The organism is Amycolatopsis sp. WAC 04169, from assembly GCF_003947535.1.
Taxonomy (GTDB): domain Bacteria; phylum Actinomycetota; class Actinomycetes; order Mycobacteriales; family Pseudonocardiaceae; genus Amycolatopsis; species Amycolatopsis keratiniphila.
In genome coordinates this window covers 382,664-403,124 of the sequence record NZ_QHJI01000002.1, presented here as the reverse complement: position 1 = coordinate 403,124, position 20,461 = coordinate 382,664, and the positions used below count along the sequence as shown (strand labels likewise).

Here is a 20,461-nt window from a genome sequence, read left to right as displayed (position 1 = left end):
CTGAATGCGGTAGTTCGACAGCGAACGACCGCATTCAGAGGACTAAATGCGTGGGGTCAGAGGGTCGTGCCGGGGGTCGCGAGGACGTCGGCGCGGGCCGAAGCGCCCGGAGCGGGCGAAGCGGGCTTCGTGGCGGAGCCGCCCAGGGCGGCGGTGAGCAGGGTGACGATCTGTGAGGAGATCGCCGCCCGCCGGGCCTCGAAATCGGCGTCGGTCAGTGCTGAAGGGTCGGCAGGCGTGCCGAGGACGGGCGTGTGCAGGTGCCCGCCCGCGATCCCGGTCAGGCCGAGGCCCGTCCGGAGCCGATTGCTGCGATACATGGACTCGTTCGACAGATAATTTCCGCCCCCGCCCGAAGCGGCGACCTCGCCCGGCTTCGGCGCGTCCGTCCGGCACACCGCGGTTCCCGTGCCCGGTTTCGTGCTGTCCGGCCAGACGCAGAACGCCTCGTTGTACAGCACCTGATACGCCCCGGCGGGCGCGGCGAGCATCTTTTCGTGCGGCAGCGTGGTTTCGATGAACTGGACGTCCGGCTGCGGCCAGCCGTCGGCGGGCGGGACCGGGCCGCGAACGGGCTCGTCGAGGTTGTCCGGGAAACCACCGCGCCAGGCACCCGCCCACCGCTCGATGTCGAAGCGGCCGGGGCGGCCCTGACTGATCGTCATGATCAGCTCCGGACGGCGGAACCGGTCCGTGAACGCCTGACCGTAGGCGGCCTCGACGATGCCGGCGTCGAAGTAGCTCCACACCACCGGGAACGACACGGCCTGCACCAGCGCGGGGCCGGTCGGCGTCTGGATCGTCTTGCCGTCGAGATGCAGCGCCGCAGCACCCGACGGGTTCGCGATGCGGACGCCCGCGCCGTTGAGGGTGAACGGGTCGAAACCGCTCACCAGCACCCTGCGCAGCTTCGGGCCGGCGGGGAAGCGGGAGTCGTCGAGTCCCCGCGCGCCGAAATCGAACGTCTTCAGCAGCTCCGCCCGGGTGGGCGCGGACAGCGGGAACCGCGGCGTCCACTGCCGCAACGCCTTGCTCATCTGGAGACGGGCCCAGTAGAGCGGCCGGTCGTCGGCCTTGTCGATCGTGCCGAGGTCGGGACGGCGGCCCTGTGCGCGGTCGACCGCGGTGCGCCAGAGGCCCTCACCTGCGGTCTCGGCGAGCTTCTCGGCCCGCAAAGCGGTCTTCGTGGCGCAGAGACGTGTCGTGAAGTCGGAGACGAGCTTGTCGAATCCGGCGAGCCGGACGAGTTCCGGGCCGACCGCGGGACCACCCGAAGGCATGGTCGCGGTGAGCCGCTTCTCCTCGACGGTGATCGCGGCCGAGTCGTCGAAGCAGGCGCTCGCGCCTTCTGCCTGCGCGATACCGGGGACAGCGAGGACGGGAAGAGCGATGAGCAGCGGGAGGAAGGCGCCCCACCGCCTGCCGGGAGTCTTCATGGCCCGCATTCTGCTCATCCCGCCAGGGCCGCACCACCGACGAACGCAGGTCTCGGCGGGTCTTGTCCGGGGTGGACAGGCGGGGCAGACTCGCGCCATGGCCGCGCACAGAAGCACTCCGGTACGCATCACCGCAGTCACCGCGATCGCCGTCCTGGTCGGCACCGCCTCGGCGGGGATGGCGGCGGCAGCGCCACCGACACCCAAATCGCCCACCGCCGTCGGCTATCTCGGCGCGGTGTCGAGCATCGACGCGGACGCGACCGCGATCGGCACGAAGATCCTGCGCGAGGGCGGCAACGCCGTCGACGCCGCCGTCGCGACGGCCGCCGCGCTCGGCGTCACCGACCCGTTCTCCGCCGGATTCGGCGGGGGCGGCTTCTTCGTCTACTACGACGCGCGCTCCGGCAAGGTGCACACCCTCGACGGCCGCGAAACCGCCCCGTCGACCGCGAACGAGAACCTCTTCGTCGAGAACGGCAAGGCGATCCCGTTCACCGAGGCCGTCACCAGCGGACTGGGCGTCGGCGTCCCCGGCACACCCGCCACCTGGCAGGAGGCCCTGCGCAAATGGGGGACCAAGTCGCTGGCGAAGGCGGTCAAGCCCGCCGAAGAACTCGCCCGCAAGGGTTTCACCGTCGACCAGACCTTCAACACCCAGATCGCGAACAACGCCGCCCGTTTCTCGGCGTTCCCGTCCACCCGGTCGCTGTACCTGCCCGGCGGCGCGCCGCCCGCGGTCGGCTCGACGTTCAAGAACCCGGACCTCGCGGGCACGTACGCGCAGCTGGCCGCGAAGGGCACCGACGTGCTCTACCGCGGCCCGATCGGCGCGGACGTCGTCGACACGGTGCGGAAGCCGCCGGTCGACCCCGCGTCGACGCTGAAGGTGCGTCCCGGTGACATGACCGCCGCCGACCTCGCGAAGTACCGCGTGGTCGAGCGGAAGCCGACGAAGACCCAATACCGCGGTCTCGACGTCTACGGCATGCCCGCGCCGTCGTCCGGCGGGCTGACCGTCGGCGAGGCGCTGAACATCCTCGAGAACACGAAGCTCTCGAAGCTGGAGAAGGCCGACTATCTGCACTACTTCCTGGAGTCGACCCGGTACGCCTTCGCCGACCGTAACCGGTGGATCGGCGACCCGGCCTTCGTCGACGTCCCGGCGAAGGAACTGATCAGCCAGAAGTTCGCCGACAGCCGCGCGTGCCTGATCGACCCCGCGAAGGCCGGGACCAGCCCGGTCGCGCCGGCCGATCCGCGCAAGCCCACGCCGTGCGTGGCCGGGACGAACCCCGCGCCGACCCCGTACGAGGGCGAGAACACCACGCACCTCACCGTCGCCGACCGGTGGGGCAACGTCGTCGCCTACACGCTGACCATCGAGCAGGAGGGCGGGAGCGGCATCGTCGTGCCGGGCCGCGGCTTCCTGCTCAACAACGAACTGACCGACTTCTCCTTCACCCCGGTGACGCCGGGCGTGCCCGACCCGAACCTGCCGGGCCCGGCGAAGCGGCCGCGTTCGTCGATGGCGCCGACCATCGTGCTCGATCACGGCAAGCCGTTCCTCGCCGTCGGCTCGCCCGGTGGCGCGTCGATCATCACCACGGTGCTGCAGATCCTCACCGGCCGCATCGACCGCGGGCTGAAGCTGGTCGACGCGATCGCCGAACCGCGCGCCTCGCAGCGGAACTCCGCGGCCGCGCAGGTGGAGCAGGCGTTCCTGGACCAGACCGAGGTGCTCGCGGCGCTGAAGGCCAAGGGGCAGGGCTTCTCGACGGCACCCGCGGAGATCGGGGCGGCGACCGGCGTCGAACGGCTGAAGGACGGCCGGTGGCTCGCGGCGGCCGAACCCACGCGCCGGGGCGGCGGCTCGGCGGCCGTCGTGCTGCCCTGGCCGCCGCGTTAAGGACGCTTCGCTCGCGAAGGCCTCTAACAGCTCTCTCGCGTGCTAGGAACGGTCCTTTCCTTGCGAAATTTGCAAGGAAAGGACCGTTCATTGCAGCCACCGCAGCGCACAGGGAGAGCGAGCGCGCCCCGGCGGTGAGCTCCTTCTAGACTGAGCGGCGATGTTCGCCCAGTCAGAGGTACCCGTCCCCCCGGCGGAGGTGCGTTGATGCGCCTCGTCTTCGCCGGCACCCCCGAACCCGCGGTCCCGTCGCTGCGCGCGCTGCTGGCGTCCGAGCAGCACGAGGTCGTCGCCGTCGTGACCCGTCCGGACGCGCAGGCGGGCCGCGGCCGCCGGGTCGTCCGGTCGCCGATCGGCGCGCTGGCCGACGAGCACGGGATCGAGGTGCTGACCCCGCCGAAGGCGAGCGACCCCGCGTTCCTCGCCCGGCTCGCGGAGATCGCGCCCGACGCGTGCCCAGTGGTCGCGTACGGGGCGTTGCTGCCCCAGGCCGCGCTGGACATCCCGGCGCACGGCTGGGTCAACCTGCACTTCTCGCTGCTGCCCGCGTGGCGCGGCGCCGCGCCGGTCCAGGCCGCGATCCGCGCCGGGGACGAGATCACCGGCGCCTCGACGTTCCGCATCGTCAAGGAACTCGACGCGGGCCCGGTCTACGGCGTGGTCACCGAGCAGATCGCCGCCACCGACACGGCGGGCGAACTGCTCGGCAGGCTGGCGGAGTCCGGGGCGAAGCTGCTCGTGTCCACGATGGACGGAATCGCCGACGGTTCGCTGCGCGCGGTCGAGCAGACCGGCGACGGCGTGAGCTACGCGCCCAAGGTGACCGTCGAGGACGCGCGCGTGTCGTTCGCCGACCCGGCCGCGGCGGTCGACCGGCAGATCCGCGCGGTCACGCCGGAGCCGGGCGCGTGGGCGGAATTCCGGGGCGAGCGGCTGAAACTCGGCCCGGTGACGATCGTCGACGAGCCGGGACCCCCGCCCGGCGAACTGGTCGTGGAGCGCAAGCGGGTCCTGGTCGGCACGGCGTCGAAGCCGGTGCGGCTGGGCGAGGTGCAGGCGCAGGGGAAGAAGCGGATGGCGGCCACCGACTGGGCGCGCGGTACGAGGATCGAACAAGGAGAGCGCCTGCAGTGAACGAGCGTAGGGAACGCCGGCCGTCGAGGCCGCAGCGAGGCCGTCCGGCCCCGCGCAAGGAAGGGCCCAGCCGCCCGCCGCAGATCGACCCGGCTCGTCAGGTCGCCTTCGACGTCCTGCGCGCGGTCCGCGAAGACGACGCGTACGCGAACCTGGTGCTGCCGCAACTGCTGCGCAACCGCCGGATCTCCGGCCGCGACGCCGCGCTGGCCACCGAGCTGACCTACGGCACCTGCCGCGCGGTCGGCATGCTGGACGCCGTCATCGCGGCCTGTCTCGACCGCCCACTGGAAAAGGTCGACGCCATCGTGCTGGACGGGCTGCGGCTCGGCGCGTACCAGCTGCTGCGCACCCGCATCCCCCAGCACGCCGCCGTCGGGTCCACTGTGGACCTCGTCCGCGCCGAAGTCGGTTCCTGGATCGCGGGTTTCGTCAACGCCGTGCTGCGCTCTGTGTCCGAAAAGGACGAAGAGACCTGGCTGAACGAACTGGCCCCCGACGAGGCCGCCGACCCGATCGGCGCCTACGCCCTGCGGACGGCGCATCCGCGCTGGGTCGCGCGGTCGTTCGCGGAAGCCTTGGGGGACAAGGGAGCGGAGCTGAAGGCGGCCCTGGAGGCCGACGACGACCGCCCCGACGTCCACCTGGTCGCCCGGCCCGGCGAGATCAGCGCCGAGGAGCTGGCCGCCATCACCGGTGGCGACGTCGCGCCGTACTCGCCCTACGGCGTCCGGCTGCCCGCGGGCTCCGGCGACCCCGGCGACCTCGAACCGATCAAGGAAAAGCTGGCCGCGGTCCAGGACGAGGGCAGCCAGCTGTGCGCCTACGCCGTCACGAGGGTCCCGGTCTCCGGCACCGACGTGCGGTGGCTGGACCTGTGCGCCGGCCCGGGAGGCAAGGCGGCGCTGCTCGGCGCGCTCGCGGTGGCCGCCGGCGCGACCGTCGACGCCGTCGAGAAGGCCCCGCACCGGGCGAAGCTGATCGAGAAGGCCGTCCAGGACCTGCCGGTGACCGTGCATGTCGCCGACGGCCGCGAGACCGGTCTCGAACCGGGCTACGACCGCGTCCTGGTCGACGCGCCGTGCAGCGGTCTCGGCTCGCTGCGGCGCCGTCCCGAGGCACGCTGGCGCCGCCAGCCCAGCGACATCTCGGACCTGACGAAACTGCAGGGCCAGCTGATCACCGCGGCGCTGGACCTGGTCCGGCCCGGCGGCATCGTCACCTACGTCGTCTGCTCGCCGCATCTGGCCGAGACCGAAGGCGTCGTGGGGGAGACCGCGCGCCGCGCCGGTGCCCAGATCGTCGACGCGCGGGAGTTCTTCCCCGGCGTCCCGCAGCTCGGCAACGGCCCGTACGTCCAGCTCTGGCCGCATCGCCACGGCACGGACGCGATGTTCTGCGCCGTCCTGCGGAAGCCGGACACCGCCGGGTGAGCAGGGTCCTCGGCCTGGTCGCGAGCTCGTGCGGCGGACTGGACACCCGGTTCGCCGCGCAGCTCGCGAAACCGGCCGCGGACCGCGGCTGGGAGCTCGCGATCACGCTGACCCCCACCGCGGCCCGCTGGCTGGAGACGACCGGCGGGCTCGGTGACCTGGAGAAGCACACCGGACTGCCGGTCCGCAGCACCTCCCGGCTGCCGGGCGAACCCCGCCCGCATCCGGATCCCGAGGTGTTCCTCTTCGCGCCCGCGTCCGCCAACTCCGTGGCGAAACTGGCGCTGGGCATCGCCGACAACCAGGCGCTGACCCTGCTCGGCGACGTCCTCGGCACGCCGGGCATCACGATCGTGCTGGGCTACCAGATCCAGGACACGCGGATCCACCATCCGGCGTGGCGGCGCCATCTCGACACGCTCGCCTCCGCCGGGGTCACCACCACGAGGCTCACCCCGGAAGCCTCGTGGACCTCCGTGCTGGACCTGCTCCCGGCTCCCTAGCGGGCGCAGAACCCCGTGTCGAGCGCCTTGGCGAGGTCGTCCCCCACCTTCGACGGCGAGGGATCCTGGTTCACCACGACGTTGACCCGCCTGCCATGCGGGACGGCGCCCGACAGGTTCGCGTAGCCGACGATGTTCCCTCCGTGCCCCCAGAACCGGCCCCCGCACGACAGCGGGACGGACGCGATGCCGAGGCCGTACTCCGCGCCGGGGATCCCGACGGGTGCCGGAACGGTCCGCTGCATCTCCGCCAGTTGCGCGCGCGGCAGGAGCCTGCCGTCGACGAGCGCGCCGTAGAAGCGGGTCAGATCGGCGCCGGTCGAGATGAGCCCGCCGGAGGCACCCGCGGCGGACGGATCGAATTCGGTGTAGTCGGTGTGACCTCCGGGCCCGGGCGCGTAACCCCTGGCGTGCGGGTGCGGCAGGCCTTCTTCCCCGCGTGACGGCAGGAAGGTGCCGCGCAGGCCCAACGGCCCGGTGATCCTGCTCCGGAGCTCGTCGGCGACGGAACGGCCGGTGAGCTTCTCGATGAGCATCCCGGCGATGGTGTAGTTCGTGTTGGAGTACGACCAGTCCGTGCCGGGGGCGAACAACGGCGGATGCGCGAGCCCGATCGCCACCAGTTCTTCGGGTTCGGCGCCGCGATGGCGCCACTCTTCGAGATCGAGGTCGCGGAGGTAGTTGTAGATCCCGCTGGTGTGCTGCAGCAGCTGCCGCACGGTGATCTTGGTGCCGTCGTTGCCGTTCCCGCGGACGAGACCGGGCAGGTAGACCTCGATCGGCGTGTCCAGCAGCACCTTCCCCTCGGCGACCAGCTGCAGGACCACGACCGCGACGAAGGTCTTGGTGATGCTGGCCGCCCGGAACTTCGAAGCGTGCGGGAACGGTGTCCCGGTCTCGACGTTCCCGACGCCTTCGCGTTCTGACCACGTCCGCCCGGACGGGGTCGACACGGTCGCCTGCGCGCCGGGCACGCCGTCCTGTACCAGCGTTTTCAGCGCCTTGTCGACTTCGTCCCGCGGATGGGTCACGGCCAGCGCCGGGGTGGCGGTCGTCGCGGCGAGCAGCGCGACCAGGGAACCGACGGCGATGATCTTCTTGCCTGGCAAGGATTTTCGCATGGATTCCACGCTAGGGACGCTCGGGCGCGGTGACCATGGGGTGCACCCCAAGCTCATACTGAGGTTTGCCCCACCACGCCGCTCAGCGCAGGCTGTGCCCTGGCGCGACGATGCCCGTTTCGTAGGCGAACACCACCGCCTGGCTCCGGTTGGCCGCGCCCAGTTTCCCGAAGATGTTGCCCACATGGGTCTTGACGGTTTCGAGGCTGATGACGAGCTCGGCCGCGATGTCCACATTGGACTTCCCGGTGGCGATGAGCCGCAGTACCTCGGTCTCCCGTTTCGTCAGCGACGACGGGCGGGGAGCGAGGCCGGACGGCGCCGGGCGCGCGGTGACCATCCGGCGGATCGCGTCGGGGAACAGCAGCGTCTCCCCGGCGGCGATCGTCCGGATGGCGTGCGCGAACTCCTCCTTGCGCGCCCGCTTCAGCAGGAAGCCGCTCGCCCCGGCCAGCAGCGCGTCGTAGACGTAGTCGTCGTTGTCGAACGTCGTGATCACGAGGACCTTGGGCGGGTCGGGGATCTCGGCCAGTAGCCGCCGGGTCGCCTCGATCCCGTCCACCCCGGGCATGCGCACGTCCATCAGGACAACCTCGGGGTGCGTCCGCCGAACCAGGTCGACCACCTCGCCGCCGTCGCCCGCCTCGCCGACCACGGTCAGATCGGGCTGATTGTCCAGCAGCGAGCGCAATCCGGCTCGGAGCAAGGGTTCGTCGTCGACGATCAGGACACGCAAGGTCATGAGTGCGACCGTAGCGGGATCGTGGTCACCAGCCGCCACAACGGTTCCCCGTCGATGGCGGGGCCCGCGACGAGCTCCCCTCGCAGGGCCTCGACCCGTTCGGTGAGCCCCGGCAGCCCGTTGCCGCCGCGGCCGGAGGCGGCCGCGTGCTCCATGAGCGGGTTCACGATCTCGATCCGCAGCGCGTCGGCGAGTACCGCGACCCGCACGGTCACCGGGCCCGGGTGGGCGTGCCGCAACGCGTTCGTCAGTCCTTCTTGGACGATCCGGTACGCCTCCCGCGAAAGGGTCGCGGGCAGTTCGGCTGCCGGGCCGGTCAGCTCGTAGTCGATCAGCGCGCCGCCCGCGCGGGCCCGTTCGGCCAGTGTCCCGGCCTCGATGAGCCGCCGTTCGGGCTCGCGGGAGGACCGGTCGTCCCGCAGCAGGCCGAGGACGTGGTCGAGATCTTCGAGCGCGGCCCTCGATGACTCCTCGATGGTGCCCAGCGCCCGGCGCACCAGCTGCGGTTCGGAATCGACCAGTTCGGCGGCCGCGGCGGCCTGGATGGTCGACGTCGTCAGCGTGTGCCCGATGGAGTCGTGCAGTTCGCGGGCCAGCCGGTTGCGCTGCTCGAAGTGGTTCGCCCGGACTTCCGCGGCGGCGACGCGCTCGGCGGCGGACGGGCCCAGCAGGGCGACCGCGGTGTACTGGAACAGCTTGCTGAAACCGGCGAGCACGTAGGCGATGACGACGAGCGTGACCAGGGCGATCGGCAGTGTCCACAGTCCACCGGTGCCCGGTTCGATCGTCACCCGTTCCCCGAAGAACTCGATGGGACTGCCGCCGCCTCCCGCCCACACGATGGCGAACACGAAGCCGAGCGTCAGGAAACAGCCGAGGCCGAACAGCACCCAGCCGAGCGCGGTGTGCGCGAGCAGCCAGGCGGCCGAACGCCCGCGCTCCGCCCACGCGACCTTCGTATGCGGCGGGGGCTGCGCGATCCGGGTGCCCAGCATCTGATTGGAGAACCAGATGCCGACCCGGCGCATCGGTCCCGGCAAACCGGCCAGCACGACGAGCACGGCCATGGCGAGCACGCCGTAGATCAGCTTCGCCCACACGTCACCCGGGAGGAGGACGGCGGGGATGAGCGCGATGGGGAACGGGATCGCCGTCATCGCCATGCCGAGGAGGCCGAACGGGACGCTGCGGTAGCTGCCGATCCGCACGAGGGGCTTGAGTGGGTTGACCATGAAGGGAACGCTATTCGGCGGCGCGTGCGCGCACCTCCCACTCCGGTGCCATTTCGCGTCATACTCCAGACCGGGTCGGCGGTCACAGCCGGTTAGCGGGCGTTAGCGGCGCCCTCCTACACTCGGGCGCGTGGCTCACCGACCTTTGATCGCACCCAGCATCCTGTCCGCGGACTTCGCCCGGCTCGGCGACGAGATCCGCGCTGTCGCGGGGGAGGGGGAGACCCGCGCGGACTGGGTCCACGTCGACGTGATGGACGCGCACTTCGTGCCGAACCTGACCCTGGGCCTGCCGGTCGTGCAGTCGCTGCTCAAGGCCACCGACGTCCCCATCGACTGCCACCTGATGATCGAGAACCCCGACAAGTGGGCCATCGGGTACGCCGAAGCGGGCGCCTACAACGTCACCGTGCACGTCGAGGCCGCGCACGACCCGATCGCGCTGGCGAAGAACCTGCGCGCCGCCGGGGCGAAGGCCGGTCTGTCGATCAAGCCGAACACGCCGATCGAGGACCACCTCGAGACCCTCAAGCAGTACGACACCCTCCTGGTGATGTCGGTCGAGCCCGGTTTCGGCGGCCAGTCGTTCATCGAGGGCGTCCTCGACAAGGTCCGCACCGCGCGTCGCCTGGTCGACACCGGCCACCTCAAGCTCGTCGTCGAGATCGACGGCGGGATCAACGCCGACACCATCGAGCAGGCCGCCGAGGCCGGGGTGGACTGCTTCGTGGCCGGTTCCGCCGTCTACGGCGCCGAAGACCCTGGTAAGGCCGTCGCGGCGCTTCGCGAGCAGGCGGCGCGCGTCCGCGGCTGATCCCGCCTCGTGATCCGCCGTCGGGTCAGGAGAAGGAATCGGCCCCGATGGGTGTTGGATGAGGGGAGCACCGTTCCCAGCGGCGGTGCGAGCCAGGAGGAGGGCAGCAGGAGTGTTCACCGGCATTGTCGAGGAACTCGGCGAGGTCACCGCGGTCGAGCAGGTCCCGAACGCCGCGAGACTGACCGTTCGGGGGCCGCTGGTGACCAGCGACGCCGGGCACGGCGACTCCATCGCGGTGAGTGGCGTGTGCCTCACCGTGGTCGCGGTGGCGGGCGGTGAGTTTACCGTCGATGTCGTGCACGAGACCCTGCAGCGCTCCAGCCTCGCGAAGGTGCAGGTCGGCGATGTCGTCAACCTCGAACGCGCGACGCCGGCGGGCGGCAGGCTCGGCGGGCACATCATGCAGGGCCATGTCGACGGCACCGGCGTCTTCCTCAAACGCGACGAGCAGGGTCTCACCACGTTCGCGCTGCCGAAGAAGCTGTCCCGGTACGTCGTCGAGAAGGGGTCGATCGCGGTCGACGGTGTCTCCCTCACGGTCGCTTCGGTGACCGACGAGGAGTTCTCCGTCGCCCTGATCCCGACCACCCTCGAACTCACCACGCTCGGCCGGAACACCCCGGGTGACCTGGTGAACCTCGAGGTGGACGTGGTCGCCAAGTACGTCGAGAAGCTGGCCATGCCGCACCTGCGCGCGCAGGGGGACAATGGCGGTACGGAGGAGCGGGCGTGAGCGAGACGAGTGCGATTCCGGGGTCGGCCGATCTGACCCCCTGTGCGGGCGGGGTGGTGGCCGTGAACGCCGATGCCATCGAGGCGGCGATCGCCGACATCAAGGCGGGCCGCCCGGTCGTCGTGGTGGACGACGAGGACCGCGAGAACGAGGGCGACCTGATCTTCGCGGCGGAGAAGGCCACGCCGGAACTGATGGCCTTCATGGTGCGCTACACCTCGGGTTACGTCTGCGTGGCGCTGACCGAGGACGAGGCGGACCGGCTCGACCTGCCGCCGATGTACCACACGAACCAGGACCAGCGCGGCACCGCGTACAGCGTCACGGTGGACGCCGCCGAGGGCATCACCACCGGCATCTCCGCGGCCGACCGGTCGCACACCGTCCGGCTGCTCGCCGACCCGGCGTCCAAGGCGTCGGACTTCCGGCGGCCCGGCCACGTCGTCCCGCTGCGCGCCAAGCAGGGCGGCGTCCTGCGGCGCCCGGGGCACACCGAAGCCTCCGTCGACCTGGCCCGGCTGGCCGGCCTTTCGCCGTCCGGCGTGCTCTGCGAGATCGTGTCGCAGAAGGACGAGGGCGACATGGCCCGCCGCGACGAACTCGAGGTCTTCGCCGCGGACCACGACCTCAAGATGATCACCATCGCCGACCTGATCGCGTACCGGCGGCGCACCGAGAAGCAGGTCGAGCGGGTCGCCGAGGCGCGGATCCCGCTTTCGGCGGGTACGTTCCGCGCGGTCGGGTACGACAGCCTGCTCGACGGCATCGAGCACATCGCGTTCGTCTACGGCGAGATCGGCGACGGCGAGGACATCCTGGTCCGCGTGCACTCCGAGTGCCTGACCGGTGACGTCTTCGGCTCGCTGCGCTGCGACTGCGGCCCGCAGCTGGAGGCCGCGCTGGAAGCGGTGGCCAAGGAAGGCCGCGGCGTCGTGCTCTACATCCGCGGCCACGAGGGCCGCGGCATCGGGCTGCTGCACAAACTGCAGGCCTACCAGCTGCAGGACGCCGGCGCGGACACCGTCGACGCGAACCTGCAGCTCGGCGTCCCCGCCGACGCGCGGGACTACGGCACCGGCGCGCAGATCCTGTGCGACCTCGGCGTCCGCTCGATGCGGCTGCTGACGAACAACCCGGCCAAACGCGTCGGGCTGGAGGGCTACGGCCTGCGGGTCAGCGGGCGGGTGTCGCTGCCGATCTCGCCGAACCCGGAGAACCTGCGCTACCTCAAGACCAAACGGGACCGGATGGGGCACGACCTGTCCCAGCTGGAGCATTTCGACCAGGTCGGCGCCGAGGTCGACCAGGGCAACGGAGGTGGCACGCGGTGAGCGGCGAAGGCCGTCCGGACGTCGAACTCGACCTGTCCGACTGTAAGAACATCCGGCTCGGGATCGTGGCCACGCGCTGGCACACGAAGATCACCGGCGCCCTGCTGGAACGCGCCCTCGAGGCGGCCAAGGTGGCCGACCTGGAGGAGGAACCGACGGTCGTGCGCGTCGCGGGCGCCGTCGAGCTGCCCGTCGCCGCGCAGGCACTGGCCCGCACGCACGACGCGGTCGTCGCGCTGGGCGTGGTGATCCGGGGCGGGACGCCGCATTTCGAGTACGTCTGCGACGCGGTCACCGCGGGCCTGACCAGGGTCGCGCTCGACGAGAGCACCCCGGTCGGCAACGGCGTCCTCACCTGCGACACCGAGCAGCAGGCCCTCGACCGGTCGGGCCTGCCCGGCTCGGTCGAGGACAAGGGCTACGAAGCGACGGTCGCCGCGCTGGACGCCGCGCACGCGCTGCGGAACCTGCGCCAGCCGTGGACCGAGCGGGGATTCGTGTGAGCGTCGAGGCGGATGTGATGACCGACTCCGAGGTCGTGGTGGTGCGGCCCCGCCGCGCCCTGGTGATGTGCTCCGTGCTGGCGGTGATCCTGCTGGCGACGTTCGTGATCGTCGCGGTGCTGCTGCGCGGCTCGGACACCGGCGTGATCTTCCAGCCGTCCGACCAGGCGGCGATGATCGGCATCGGGGTCCTGCTCGCCGCGGGCACGATGCTGTTCGCGACCGCGCGCGTGAAGGCCGACGCCGACGGCATCGAGGTCCGGAACGTGCTGATGACCAAGAAGTTCGCGTGGAACGAGGTGCTCTCGGTGAGCTTCCCGGACGGGGCCTCGTGGGCGCGGCTGGAGCTGCCGGAGGACGAGTACTACTCGGTCATGGCCGTGCAGGCCGTGGACCGGGAACGCGCGGTGGCGGCGGTGCGGGCGTTGCGGCGGCTGCACAAGGCGGCCTGGGAGGGCTGACGCCGCTCTCTCGTCGACCGACCGCGTTTCGTCCTCTGAATGCGATCCTTCATGTATTGGGAGGGCCTTCACCCGCCGCCGTCGTGCCTGATAGGGCGTTTGGCGACTGGGGCCTGGAGAGGCTAACGCCGCTCGCTTCGGCTCCTTCAAACGCTATGAACGGTCCGTTCCTTGCAAAATTTGCAAGGAACGGACCGTTCATAGCGTTCGGGGCCGTTGCGTTCGAGGCGGGGTCGCCCTCGCGGTCTCACTCAAGTGTCATGAAAGGGTCGTTCAGGACGAAAAACGTCCTGAACGACCCTTTCATGACATCCGGGACCACCCCACAGACCGTTCAGAGCGAAAGATCCACCACGATCGGCGCGTGGTCCGAGGGCCCCTTCCCCTTCCGCGCCTCACGGTCCACATAGGAATCCGTCACCGCGCCCGCCACGACGGCGTCGGCGTACACGAGGTCGATCCGCATTCCCTTGTTGTTCGGGAAGTTCCCCGCCCGGTAGTCCCAGTACGTGAACGGGTGGTCGTACTTCAGCGGCCGCGGGAACACGTCGGACAGGCCGAGGTCCCGCAGCGCGGCGAGCGCCTTCCGCTCCGGCTCGGTCACGTGTGTCGATCCGGCGAACACGCCGATGTCCCAGACGTCCGCGTCGGTCGGCGCGATGTTGAAGTCGCCGAGCACCGCGAACGGCAGTCCGCGCGACTGCTCCTCCCGCACGGTCGCCTCCAGCGCCGAGAGCCAGGCGAGTTTGTAGCCGTAGTGCGGGTTCTCCAGGTCGCGCCCGTTCGGCACGTACACCGACCACAGCCGCAGCCCGCCGCAGGTGGCGCCGATGGCCCGCGCGTCGGTCTTGTCCTCGAAGGTGGGCTCGCCGGTCAGCCCGCGTGTCACGTCTTCCAGCCCGACCCGCGACAGGATCGCGACGCCGTTCCAGCGGCCGATGCCGTAGGCGGCCGTCTCGTAGCCCAGCTCCCGCACCGCTTCGACGGGGAAGGCGTCGGTGCCGCTCTTGAGTTCCTGCAGGCACAGCACGTCCGGCTGGGCCGAACCGAGCCACTCCAGCACCCTCGGCAGCCGGGGCCCGATCGAGTTCACGTTCCAGGTCGCGATCCGCATGCCCGCGAGCGTCCCACACCCCACCGACACCCTGACGTGAAAGGGCCCCTGCCGCGACGGGTCACGTCGCGACAGGGGCCGGCCGGGGTGGAGGTCAGACCCCGGTGGTCGAGCGGATCCAGGAGCGGGCCGAAGCGACGCTGCCGTAGTTGTTGGTGCCGCGGATGTTCGAGCCGCTCTGGTTCTGCACGGTCGAAGCGACACCGACCTGGACGCCGTTGGAGACCTGGGGGCCGCCCGAGTCGCCCTTCCACGCCGAACCGTCGATGCCGACGCTCTGGATGGCCGGGCCACCGTAGGCGTCGGTCGAACTGCCGGTGACGCGCACGTTGGCGACCTTCAGCGCCGAGGCGGGCGGGCCGGTCGGGGTCTCGCGGCCCCAGCCGTAGAGCTGGTTGGTGCTGCCGACCGACGGGTTCGAGCTCGCCAGGGTGATCGGCGTGACGCCGGCGTCGGAGGCCAGGTGCAGCAGCGAGATGTCGGCGCCGTTGGGCGAGGACACCTTGCGGTCGACGGCGATCTCACGGCCGCCCTGGAGCTGGTTGCTGCCGACGCGGACTCGCATGCCGCTGCCGTCGGAGTCGAGGCAGTGCTTGGCGGTCAGCACCCAGCGCTGGGCGATGACGCTGCCGGAGCAGTTGAACCCGTCCCACTGACGGCCCGGGGTGTTGACGTAGATCTGGGCGCCCCAGCTCACGGTCGGGGCGGTGCCGCCGCCCACGATGTTGGGCTGGACACCGGTGGGGGTGCCCGCGGAGGCGACGGCGCCCGCGGTCATGGTGAGGGCTGCGGCGGCGAGGGTGGCGGCGCCCAGCGTACGAAGACGGCTCACGGTGCAGGAGTCCTTTCGAGCGTCATCTGACGAAGAACCGAATGAAGTGGAACTGGGACGGAAAGTAATCAACCGATTCACCCGGTAGGAACCAACGAACGTCGGGTACGGCCGAAGACCCGACTTAGGTCGGTATACGTAGTGAAATACCGACCGGATGGTGGGAATGGCCACTCGAAGGGTTGACCGGACCGCGGCTAAGGACGGGGCCTCGTAAGACTGTCGGTGGTGCCCCATAGGCTTGGCGATGTGGCTGACCCGACCACCTACCGTCCCTCGCCGGGGAGCATCCCGGACGCCCCTGGCGTGTACAAATTCCGTGACGCCACGAAGAGGGTCATCTATGTCGGCAAGGCGAAAAGCCTCCGCAGCCGGCTGAACTCGTACTTCGCCGACATCACGGGCCTGCACCCGCGCACGCGCCAGATGGTGACCACGGCGGCGAGCGTCGAGTGGACCGTCGTGGGCACCGAAGTCGAGGCGCTCCAGCTCGAATACAACTGGATCAAGGAGTTCGACCCGCGGTTCAACGTCCGCTACCGCGACGACAAGAGCTACCCGGTCCTCGCCGTCACGATGAACGAGGAGTACCCGCGCCTGCACGTCTATCGCGGCGCGCGCAAGAAGGGCGTGCGGTACTTCGGGCCGTACGCACACGCCTGGGCCATCCGCGAAACGCTCGACCTGCTGCTCCGGGTCTTCCCGGCGCGCACCTGCTCGGCCGGCGTCTTCAAACGGCACGGCCAGATCGGCAGGCCGTGCCTGCTCGGCTACATCGGCAAGTGCTCCGCGCCGTGCGTCGGCAAGGTCTCCGCCGACGAGCACCGCGAGATTGTCAGCGACTTCTGTGATTTTCTTGCCGGCCGCACCGACGCGCTGATCCGCCGTCTGGAACAGGAAATGGCGGCCGCGTCCGAAGAGCTGGAGTTCGAGCGCGCCGCGCGGCTGCGTGACGACCTCGGAGCGCTGCGGCGCGCGATGGAGAAGCAGGCGGTCGTGCTCGGCGACGGCACCGACGCGGATGTCGTCGCCTTCGCCCACGACGAGCTCGAAGCCGCCGTCCAGGTCTTCCACGTGCGTGGCGGCCGGGTCCGCGGGCAGCGCGGCTGGGTGATCGACAAGGCCGAAGAGATGGACGTCAAGGATCTCGTCGACCACTTCATCACGCAGTTCTACGGCGAACAGGCCGAACGCGCGGACGATCCCGACGGCGGCTCCCCGGTGCCGCGCGAGGTGCTCGTCCCCGAGTTGCCCGCCGACGCGGAAGCCCTCGGCGAATGGCTTTCCGGACTGCGCGGGTCGAGGGTGAGCCTCCGGGTGCCGCAGCGCGGCGACAAACGCGCGCTCGCCGAGACCGTGACCCGCAACGCCGGAGAGGCGTTCACCCAGCACAAACTGCGCCGCGCGGGCGACCTCACCGCGCGCTCGGCCGCGCTGGCGGAACTGCAGGACTACCTGGCGCTGGAAACCGCGCCGCTGCGCATCGAATGCGTCGACATCAGCCATATCCAGGGCAGTGACGTGGTCGCCTCGCTCGTGGTGTTCGAGGACGGCATCCCGCGCAAGTCCGAGTACCGGCGCTTCGCCTTGCGTGAGGCCGCGGAGGAAGGCGACGTCGCGTCGATCGCGGAGGTCGTCCGCCGCCGGTTTTACCGGTATCTCAAGGAAAACGCCGAAGGGGCCGATCCGGACCGCCCGGGCATCGACCCGGAGACCGGCAAACCGCGCAAGTTCGCCTACGCGCCGAATCTGCTCGTCGTCGACGGTGCGGGCCCGCAGGCCACCGCCGCCGCGGACGTGCTCTCCGAGCTGGGCATCACCGACATCGCCGTGGTCGGCCTGGCGAAGCGGCTGGAGGAGGTGTGGCTCCCGGGCGATCCCGATCCGGTGATCCTGCCGCGCACCTCCGACGCGCTGTATCTGCTGCAGCGGCTGCGCGACGAGGCGCACCGCTTCGCCATCCGGTACCACCGCGAGAAGCGGTCCAAGCGGATGCAGGTGTCCGCATTGGACGGTGTGCCGGGGCTGGGGCAGGCTCGTCGTACCGCGCTGATCAAGCATTTCGGCTCGGTGAAGAAACTCCGCGAAGCGCGGATAGAAGAGATCGAGGCGGTGCCCGGCTTCGGCAGGCGCACCGCCGAAGCGGTCGTCGCGGCGCTCGCAGGGGAGACAGCCGCGGCGGCGGGGGAGTCCGGTACGTGATCGGTGAAGGGACCATTGTGAGTGCGCAAGAAGAAGGCCGCGGTTCGGGGATGGAGGTCGCGGTCGTTTCCGGTCTGTCCGGCGCCGGCCGCAGCACCGCCGCGAAATGCCTGGAGGATCTGGGCTGGTTCGTGGTGGACAACCTGCCGCCCGAGCTGATCGCGACCATGGTCGAGCTCGGCGCGCAGGCGCGGGGCGCGATCACCAAGGTCGCCGTGGTGATGGACGTGCGTTCGCGCGCGTTCACCGACGACCTGGCTTCGGTCATCAAGGACCTCGACGCCCGCGGCTACAAGCCGCGCGTCCTGTTCCTGGAGGCCACCGACGCGGTGCTGGTGCGCCGGTTCGAGGCCGTCCGCCGCGGCCACCCGATGCAGGGCGACGGCAGGCTCGCCGACGGCATCACCGCCGAGCGCACGCTGCTGGAGCCCCTGCGGGAAGAGGCCGACCTCGTGCTCGACACGTCGTCGCTTTCGGTGCACGACCTGCGCGCCAAGATCGAGGACGCCTTCGGCTCCGAGGCGAGCACGCAGACCAGGGTCACCGTGCTGTCGTTCGGCTACAAGTACGGCCTGCCGATGGACGCCGACCTGGTGATGGACGTCCGCTTCCTGCCGAACCCGTTCTGGATCCCGGAACTGCGCGACCACACCGGTCTCGAGGGCGAGGTCCGCAACTACGTGCTCAGCCAGGAAGGCGCGGACGAGTTCCTCGATCGCTACCACCAGCTGCTGCGCCTGATCGGCGCGGGCTACAAGCGCGAGGGCAAACGGTATCTGACGCTGGCCGTGGGCTGCACCGGCGGAAAGCACCGCAGCGTCGCGATCTCCGAGGAGCTCGCCCAGCGTCTGTCCAATGAGGACGGTATGGCCGTGAAGGTGGTGCACCGCGACCTTGGCCGCGAGTGAACCGCGCGCGGTCGCACTGGGGGGCGGGCACGGCCTGCACGCCACCCTCACCGCGTTGCGCCGGGTGACCTCGCAGGTCACCGCCGTGGTCACCGTCGCGGACGACGGGGGCTCGTCCGGCAGGCTGCGCCGGGAGTTGGGGCTGCTGCCGCCGGGCGACCTGCGGCAGGCCTTCGCCGCGTTCGCCGCCGAGGACGGCGGGACGTTGTGGGCGGAGGTGTTCCAGCACCGCGCGGTCGTCGACGGCGCGCTCGCCGGGCACGCGGTCGGGAACCTGTTGCTGGCCGGGTTGTTCGAGGTGCTCGGGGATCCGGTCGCCGCGCTCGACGAGGCGAGCAGGCTCATGGGCATCTCCGGGCGAGTCCTGCCGATGTCACCCGAACCGCTGGAGATCCAGGGCGAGGTTTCGGGGCTGGACGCCGAGAATCCCGAAGCACTGCGGCGGATCCGCGGTCAGGTGGCGGTGGCGACGACCCCGGGGCAGGTGCACCGGATCAGCCTGCACCCGACCGGGCAGGCCGATCGGCCGCCGCGCGGCTGTGCCGAGGCGATCGAGGCCGTGCTCGACGCGGACGTGGTGTTCCTCGGCCCGGGTTCGTGGTTCACGAGTGTGCTGCCCCATCTGCTGGTGCCGGATCTGCACGACGCGTTGCTCCGAACGGACGCCACGAAGGTCGTGATCCTCAATCTGATCCCCCAACCGGGGGAGACGGCGGGGTTCTCGCCGGAGAAGCATTTGGACGTACTCTTCGAGCACGCCCCGGAATTACGGGTGGACGCGGTCATCGCGGACCGGGACTCGGTGCCCTCACCAGCCCGGTTGCGGGACGCGGCCGGGAGACTGGGCGCGCGGGCGTTGCTGGGGGCGGTGGCTGACCCGGTCGTGACGGGGCGGCATGATCCTGATGCGCTCGCGGGCTGTATGCGAGACGCTCTCGGTCTCACCGGGGGAGGAGCTGAAGGTATGGAGGGGCAGCGATGGCGATGACCGCCGCCGTGAAGGACGAGCTGAGCCGGCTGGAGATCACCAAGATCGGCCCGCGCCGCGCGGAGGTCGCGTCGATGCTGCGATTCGCGGGCGGGCTGCACATCGTGGCCGGCCGCGTCGTGGTGGAGGCCGAACTCGACACCGGTTCGGTGGCGAGGCGGCTGCGCAAGGAGATCCACGAACTGTACGGACACCAGTCCGACGTGCACGTCATTTCCTCCAGCGGATTGCGCAAGGGCACGCGGTACGTCGTCCGGGTGGTCAAGGACGGAGAGGGACTCGCCCGGCAGACCGGCCTGATCGACCAGCGCGGCCGCCCGGTGCGCGGGCTGCCCGCCGCCGTCGTGTCCGGTGGCGTCGCCGACGCGGAAGCCGCCTGGCGAGGCGCGTTCCTGGCGCACGGTTCGCTCACCGAACCCGGGCGTTCGTCGTCGCTCGAGGTCACCTGCCCCGGCCCGGAGGCCGCGCTGGCGCTCGTCGGCGCCGCCCGGCGGATGGGCATCCAGGCCAAGTCGCGCGAGGTCCGCGGGGCGGACCGGGTCGTGGTGCGTGACGGTGACGCGATCGGTGCCCTGCTGACCCGGCTCGGCGCGCACACGAGCGTGCTCGCCTGGGAAGAGCGGCGGATGCGCCGCGAGGTGCGCGCCACCGCGAACCGGCTCGCGAACTTCGACGACGCCAACCTGCGGCGTTCGGCCCGCGCGGCCGTCGCGGCGGCGGCCAGGGTCGAGCGGGCGCTGGACATCCTCGGCGAATCCGCCCCGGAGCACCTGCTCGCCGCGGGCAAGCTGCGGCTGTCGAACCGGCAGGCCTCGCTCGAAGAGCTGGGCCAGCTGTCCGATCCGCAGATGACCAAGGACGCCGTCGCCGGCCGGATCCGCCGCCTGCTGGCGATGGCCGACAAGAAGGCGAAGGAACAAGGCATCCCGGACACCGAATCCGCCGTCACCCCGGACATGCTGGAAGAAGACGAGGCCTGACCCGCCCGCGTTTAGTCCTCCGAATGCGGTAGTTGCACGCGCATCGATCGCATTCAGAGGACTAAACGCGGCGCTCGGTTCG

The 20,461-nt window shown here is 70.7% G+C and carries 19 protein-coding genes; 13 read left to right on the top strand and 6 right to left on the bottom strand.

The window, feature by feature from the left end:
* Positions 1–56: 56 nt before the first annotated feature.
* Entirely contained in the window at positions 57–1,436 is a 1,380-nt protein-coding gene (locus DMC61_RS06670; RefSeq protein WP_370456389.1) for a hypothetical protein, read from the bottom strand.
* A 97-nt stretch (positions 1,437–1,533) separates the two neighbouring features.
* On the opposite strand from DMC61_RS06670, the gene ggt reads away from it, so the two are divergent.
* The 4 genes from ggt (at position 1,534) to DMC61_RS06650 (ending at position 6,415) form a co-directional block, all read left to right on the top strand.
* A complete protein-coding gene (gene ggt, locus DMC61_RS06665; protein ID WP_125687648.1) occupies positions 1,534–3,345 on the top strand; it encodes a gamma-glutamyltransferase in 1,812 nt (603 codons plus the stop codon).
* A gap of 207 nt (positions 3,346–3,552) precedes the next feature.
* Positions 3,553–4,479 carry a methionyl-tRNA formyltransferase gene (fmt, locus tag DMC61_RS06660; RefSeq protein ID WP_125687646.1) on the top strand — a complete coding sequence of 309 codons (927 nt, stop codon included), beginning with the start codon at positions 3,553–3,555 and terminating at the stop codon, positions 4,477–4,479.
* On the top strand, positions 4,476–5,912 hold the full coding sequence (locus tag DMC61_RS06655; RefSeq protein WP_125687644.1) for an RsmB/NOP family class I SAM-dependent RNA methyltransferase: 1,437 nt from the start codon (positions 4,476–4,478) through the stop codon (positions 5,910–5,912). Before fmt ends, DMC61_RS06655 begins: the two co-directional genes overlap by 4 nt.
* Positions 5,909–6,415 carry a flavoprotein gene (locus DMC61_RS06650; RefSeq protein ID WP_125687642.1) on the top strand — a complete coding sequence of 169 codons (507 nt, stop codon included), beginning with the start codon at positions 5,909–5,911 and terminating at the stop codon, positions 6,413–6,415. Before DMC61_RS06655 ends, DMC61_RS06650 begins: the two co-directional genes overlap by 4 nt.
* Here the strand turns inward: DMC61_RS06650 and DMC61_RS06645 are convergent.
* The 3 genes from DMC61_RS06645 to DMC61_RS06635 form a co-directional block, all read right to left on the bottom strand.
* On the bottom strand, positions 6,412–7,536 hold the full coding sequence (locus DMC61_RS06645) for a serine hydrolase (protein ID WP_125687640.1): 1,125 nt from the start codon (positions 7,534–7,536) through the stop codon (positions 6,412–6,414). The genes DMC61_RS06650 and DMC61_RS06645 overlap by 4 nt on opposite strands.
* An 82-nt stretch (positions 7,537–7,618) precedes the next feature.
* On the bottom strand, positions 7,619–8,278 hold the full coding sequence (locus DMC61_RS06640; RefSeq protein WP_016333116.1) for a response regulator transcription factor: 660 nt from the start codon (positions 8,276–8,278) through the stop codon (positions 7,619–7,621).
* Positions 8,275–9,510: a sensor histidine kinase gene (locus tag DMC61_RS06635; RefSeq protein ID WP_125687638.1), complete on the bottom strand. Its 1,236-nt coding sequence runs from the start codon at positions 9,508–9,510 to the stop codon at positions 8,275–8,277. The genes DMC61_RS06640 and DMC61_RS06635 overlap by 4 nt, the downstream gene beginning before the upstream one ends.
* Before the next feature lie 145 nt (positions 9,511–9,655).
* Here DMC61_RS06635 and rpe point away from each other — a divergent pair, with 145 nt between their 5' ends.
* The 5 genes from rpe to DMC61_RS06610 all read left to right on the top strand — a co-directional run bounded on the left by rpe (position 9,656) and on the right by DMC61_RS06610 (position 13,355).
* Complete coding sequence (gene rpe / locus DMC61_RS06630; protein ID WP_125688117.1) at positions 9,656–10,324, top strand: ribulose-phosphate 3-epimerase; 669 nt, start codon at positions 9,656–9,658, stop codon at positions 10,322–10,324.
* Positions 10,325–10,436: 112 nt separating this feature from the next.
* Positions 10,437–11,060, top strand: coding sequence for a riboflavin synthase (locus DMC61_RS06625; protein WP_016333119.1), 624 nt, complete (start codon positions 10,437–10,439; stop codon positions 11,058–11,060).
* A gap of 56 nt (positions 11,061–11,116) precedes the next feature.
* Positions 11,117–12,391: a bifunctional 3,4-dihydroxy-2-butanone-4-phosphate synthase/GTP cyclohydrolase II gene (locus DMC61_RS06620; RefSeq protein ID WP_016333120.1), complete on the top strand. Its 1,275-nt coding sequence runs from the start codon at positions 11,117–11,119 to the stop codon at positions 12,389–12,391.
* Positions 12,388–12,894 (top strand): 6,7-dimethyl-8-ribityllumazine synthase, encoded by a 507-nt coding sequence (gene ribH, locus DMC61_RS06615; protein ID WP_016333121.1) that lies wholly within the window; start codon positions 12,388–12,390, stop codon positions 12,892–12,894. Before DMC61_RS06620 ends, ribH begins: the two co-directional genes overlap by 4 nt.
* 17 nt (positions 12,895–12,911) lie before the next feature.
* On the top strand, positions 12,912–13,355 hold the full coding sequence (locus DMC61_RS06610; RefSeq protein WP_125687636.1) for a PH domain-containing protein: 444 nt from the start codon (positions 12,912–12,914) through the stop codon (positions 13,353–13,355).
* A gap of 334 nt (positions 13,356–13,689) precedes the next feature.
* Here DMC61_RS06610 and DMC61_RS06605 read toward each other — a convergent pair whose 3' ends face one another.
* Positions 13,690–14,469: an exodeoxyribonuclease III gene (locus DMC61_RS06605; RefSeq protein ID WP_125687634.1), complete on the bottom strand. Its 780-nt coding sequence runs from the start codon at positions 14,467–14,469 to the stop codon at positions 13,690–13,692.
* A gap of 94 nt (positions 14,470–14,563) precedes the next feature.
* Positions 14,564–15,301 (bottom strand): trypsin-like serine protease, encoded by a 738-nt coding sequence (locus tag DMC61_RS06600; protein WP_125687632.1) that lies wholly within the window; start codon positions 15,299–15,301, stop codon positions 14,564–14,566.
* A gap of 249 nt (positions 15,302–15,550) precedes the next feature.
* Between DMC61_RS06600 and uvrC the strand changes: the two genes are divergently transcribed.
* Genes uvrC through whiA form a run of 4 tightly spaced genes read left to right on the top strand, consistent with a single transcriptional unit; the run spans position 15,551 to position 20,379 of the window.
* Entirely contained in the window at positions 15,551–17,503 is a 1,953-nt protein-coding gene (gene uvrC, locus DMC61_RS06595; RefSeq protein ID WP_125687630.1) for an excinuclease ABC subunit UvrC, read from the top strand.
* A 50-nt stretch (positions 17,504–17,553) separates the two neighbouring features.
* Positions 17,554–18,411 carry an RNase adapter RapZ gene (rapZ, locus tag DMC61_RS06590; RefSeq protein ID WP_034311885.1) on the top strand — a complete coding sequence of 286 codons (858 nt, stop codon included), beginning with the start codon at positions 17,554–17,556 and terminating at the stop codon, positions 18,409–18,411.
* The gene (yvcK, locus tag DMC61_RS06585) at positions 18,398–19,399 is read left to right on the top strand and encodes a uridine diphosphate-N-acetylglucosamine-binding protein YvcK (RefSeq protein WP_125687628.1); all 1,002 of its coding nucleotides are present in this window, start codon (positions 18,398–18,400) and stop codon (positions 19,397–19,399) included. Before rapZ ends, yvcK begins: the two co-directional genes overlap by 14 nt.
* Positions 19,390–20,379 carry a DNA-binding protein WhiA gene (gene whiA, locus DMC61_RS06580; protein WP_005152315.1) on the top strand — a complete coding sequence of 330 codons (990 nt, stop codon included), beginning with the start codon at positions 19,390–19,392 and terminating at the stop codon, positions 20,377–20,379. Before yvcK ends, whiA begins: the two co-directional genes overlap by 10 nt.
* Positions 20,380–20,461: the final 82 nt, after the last annotated feature.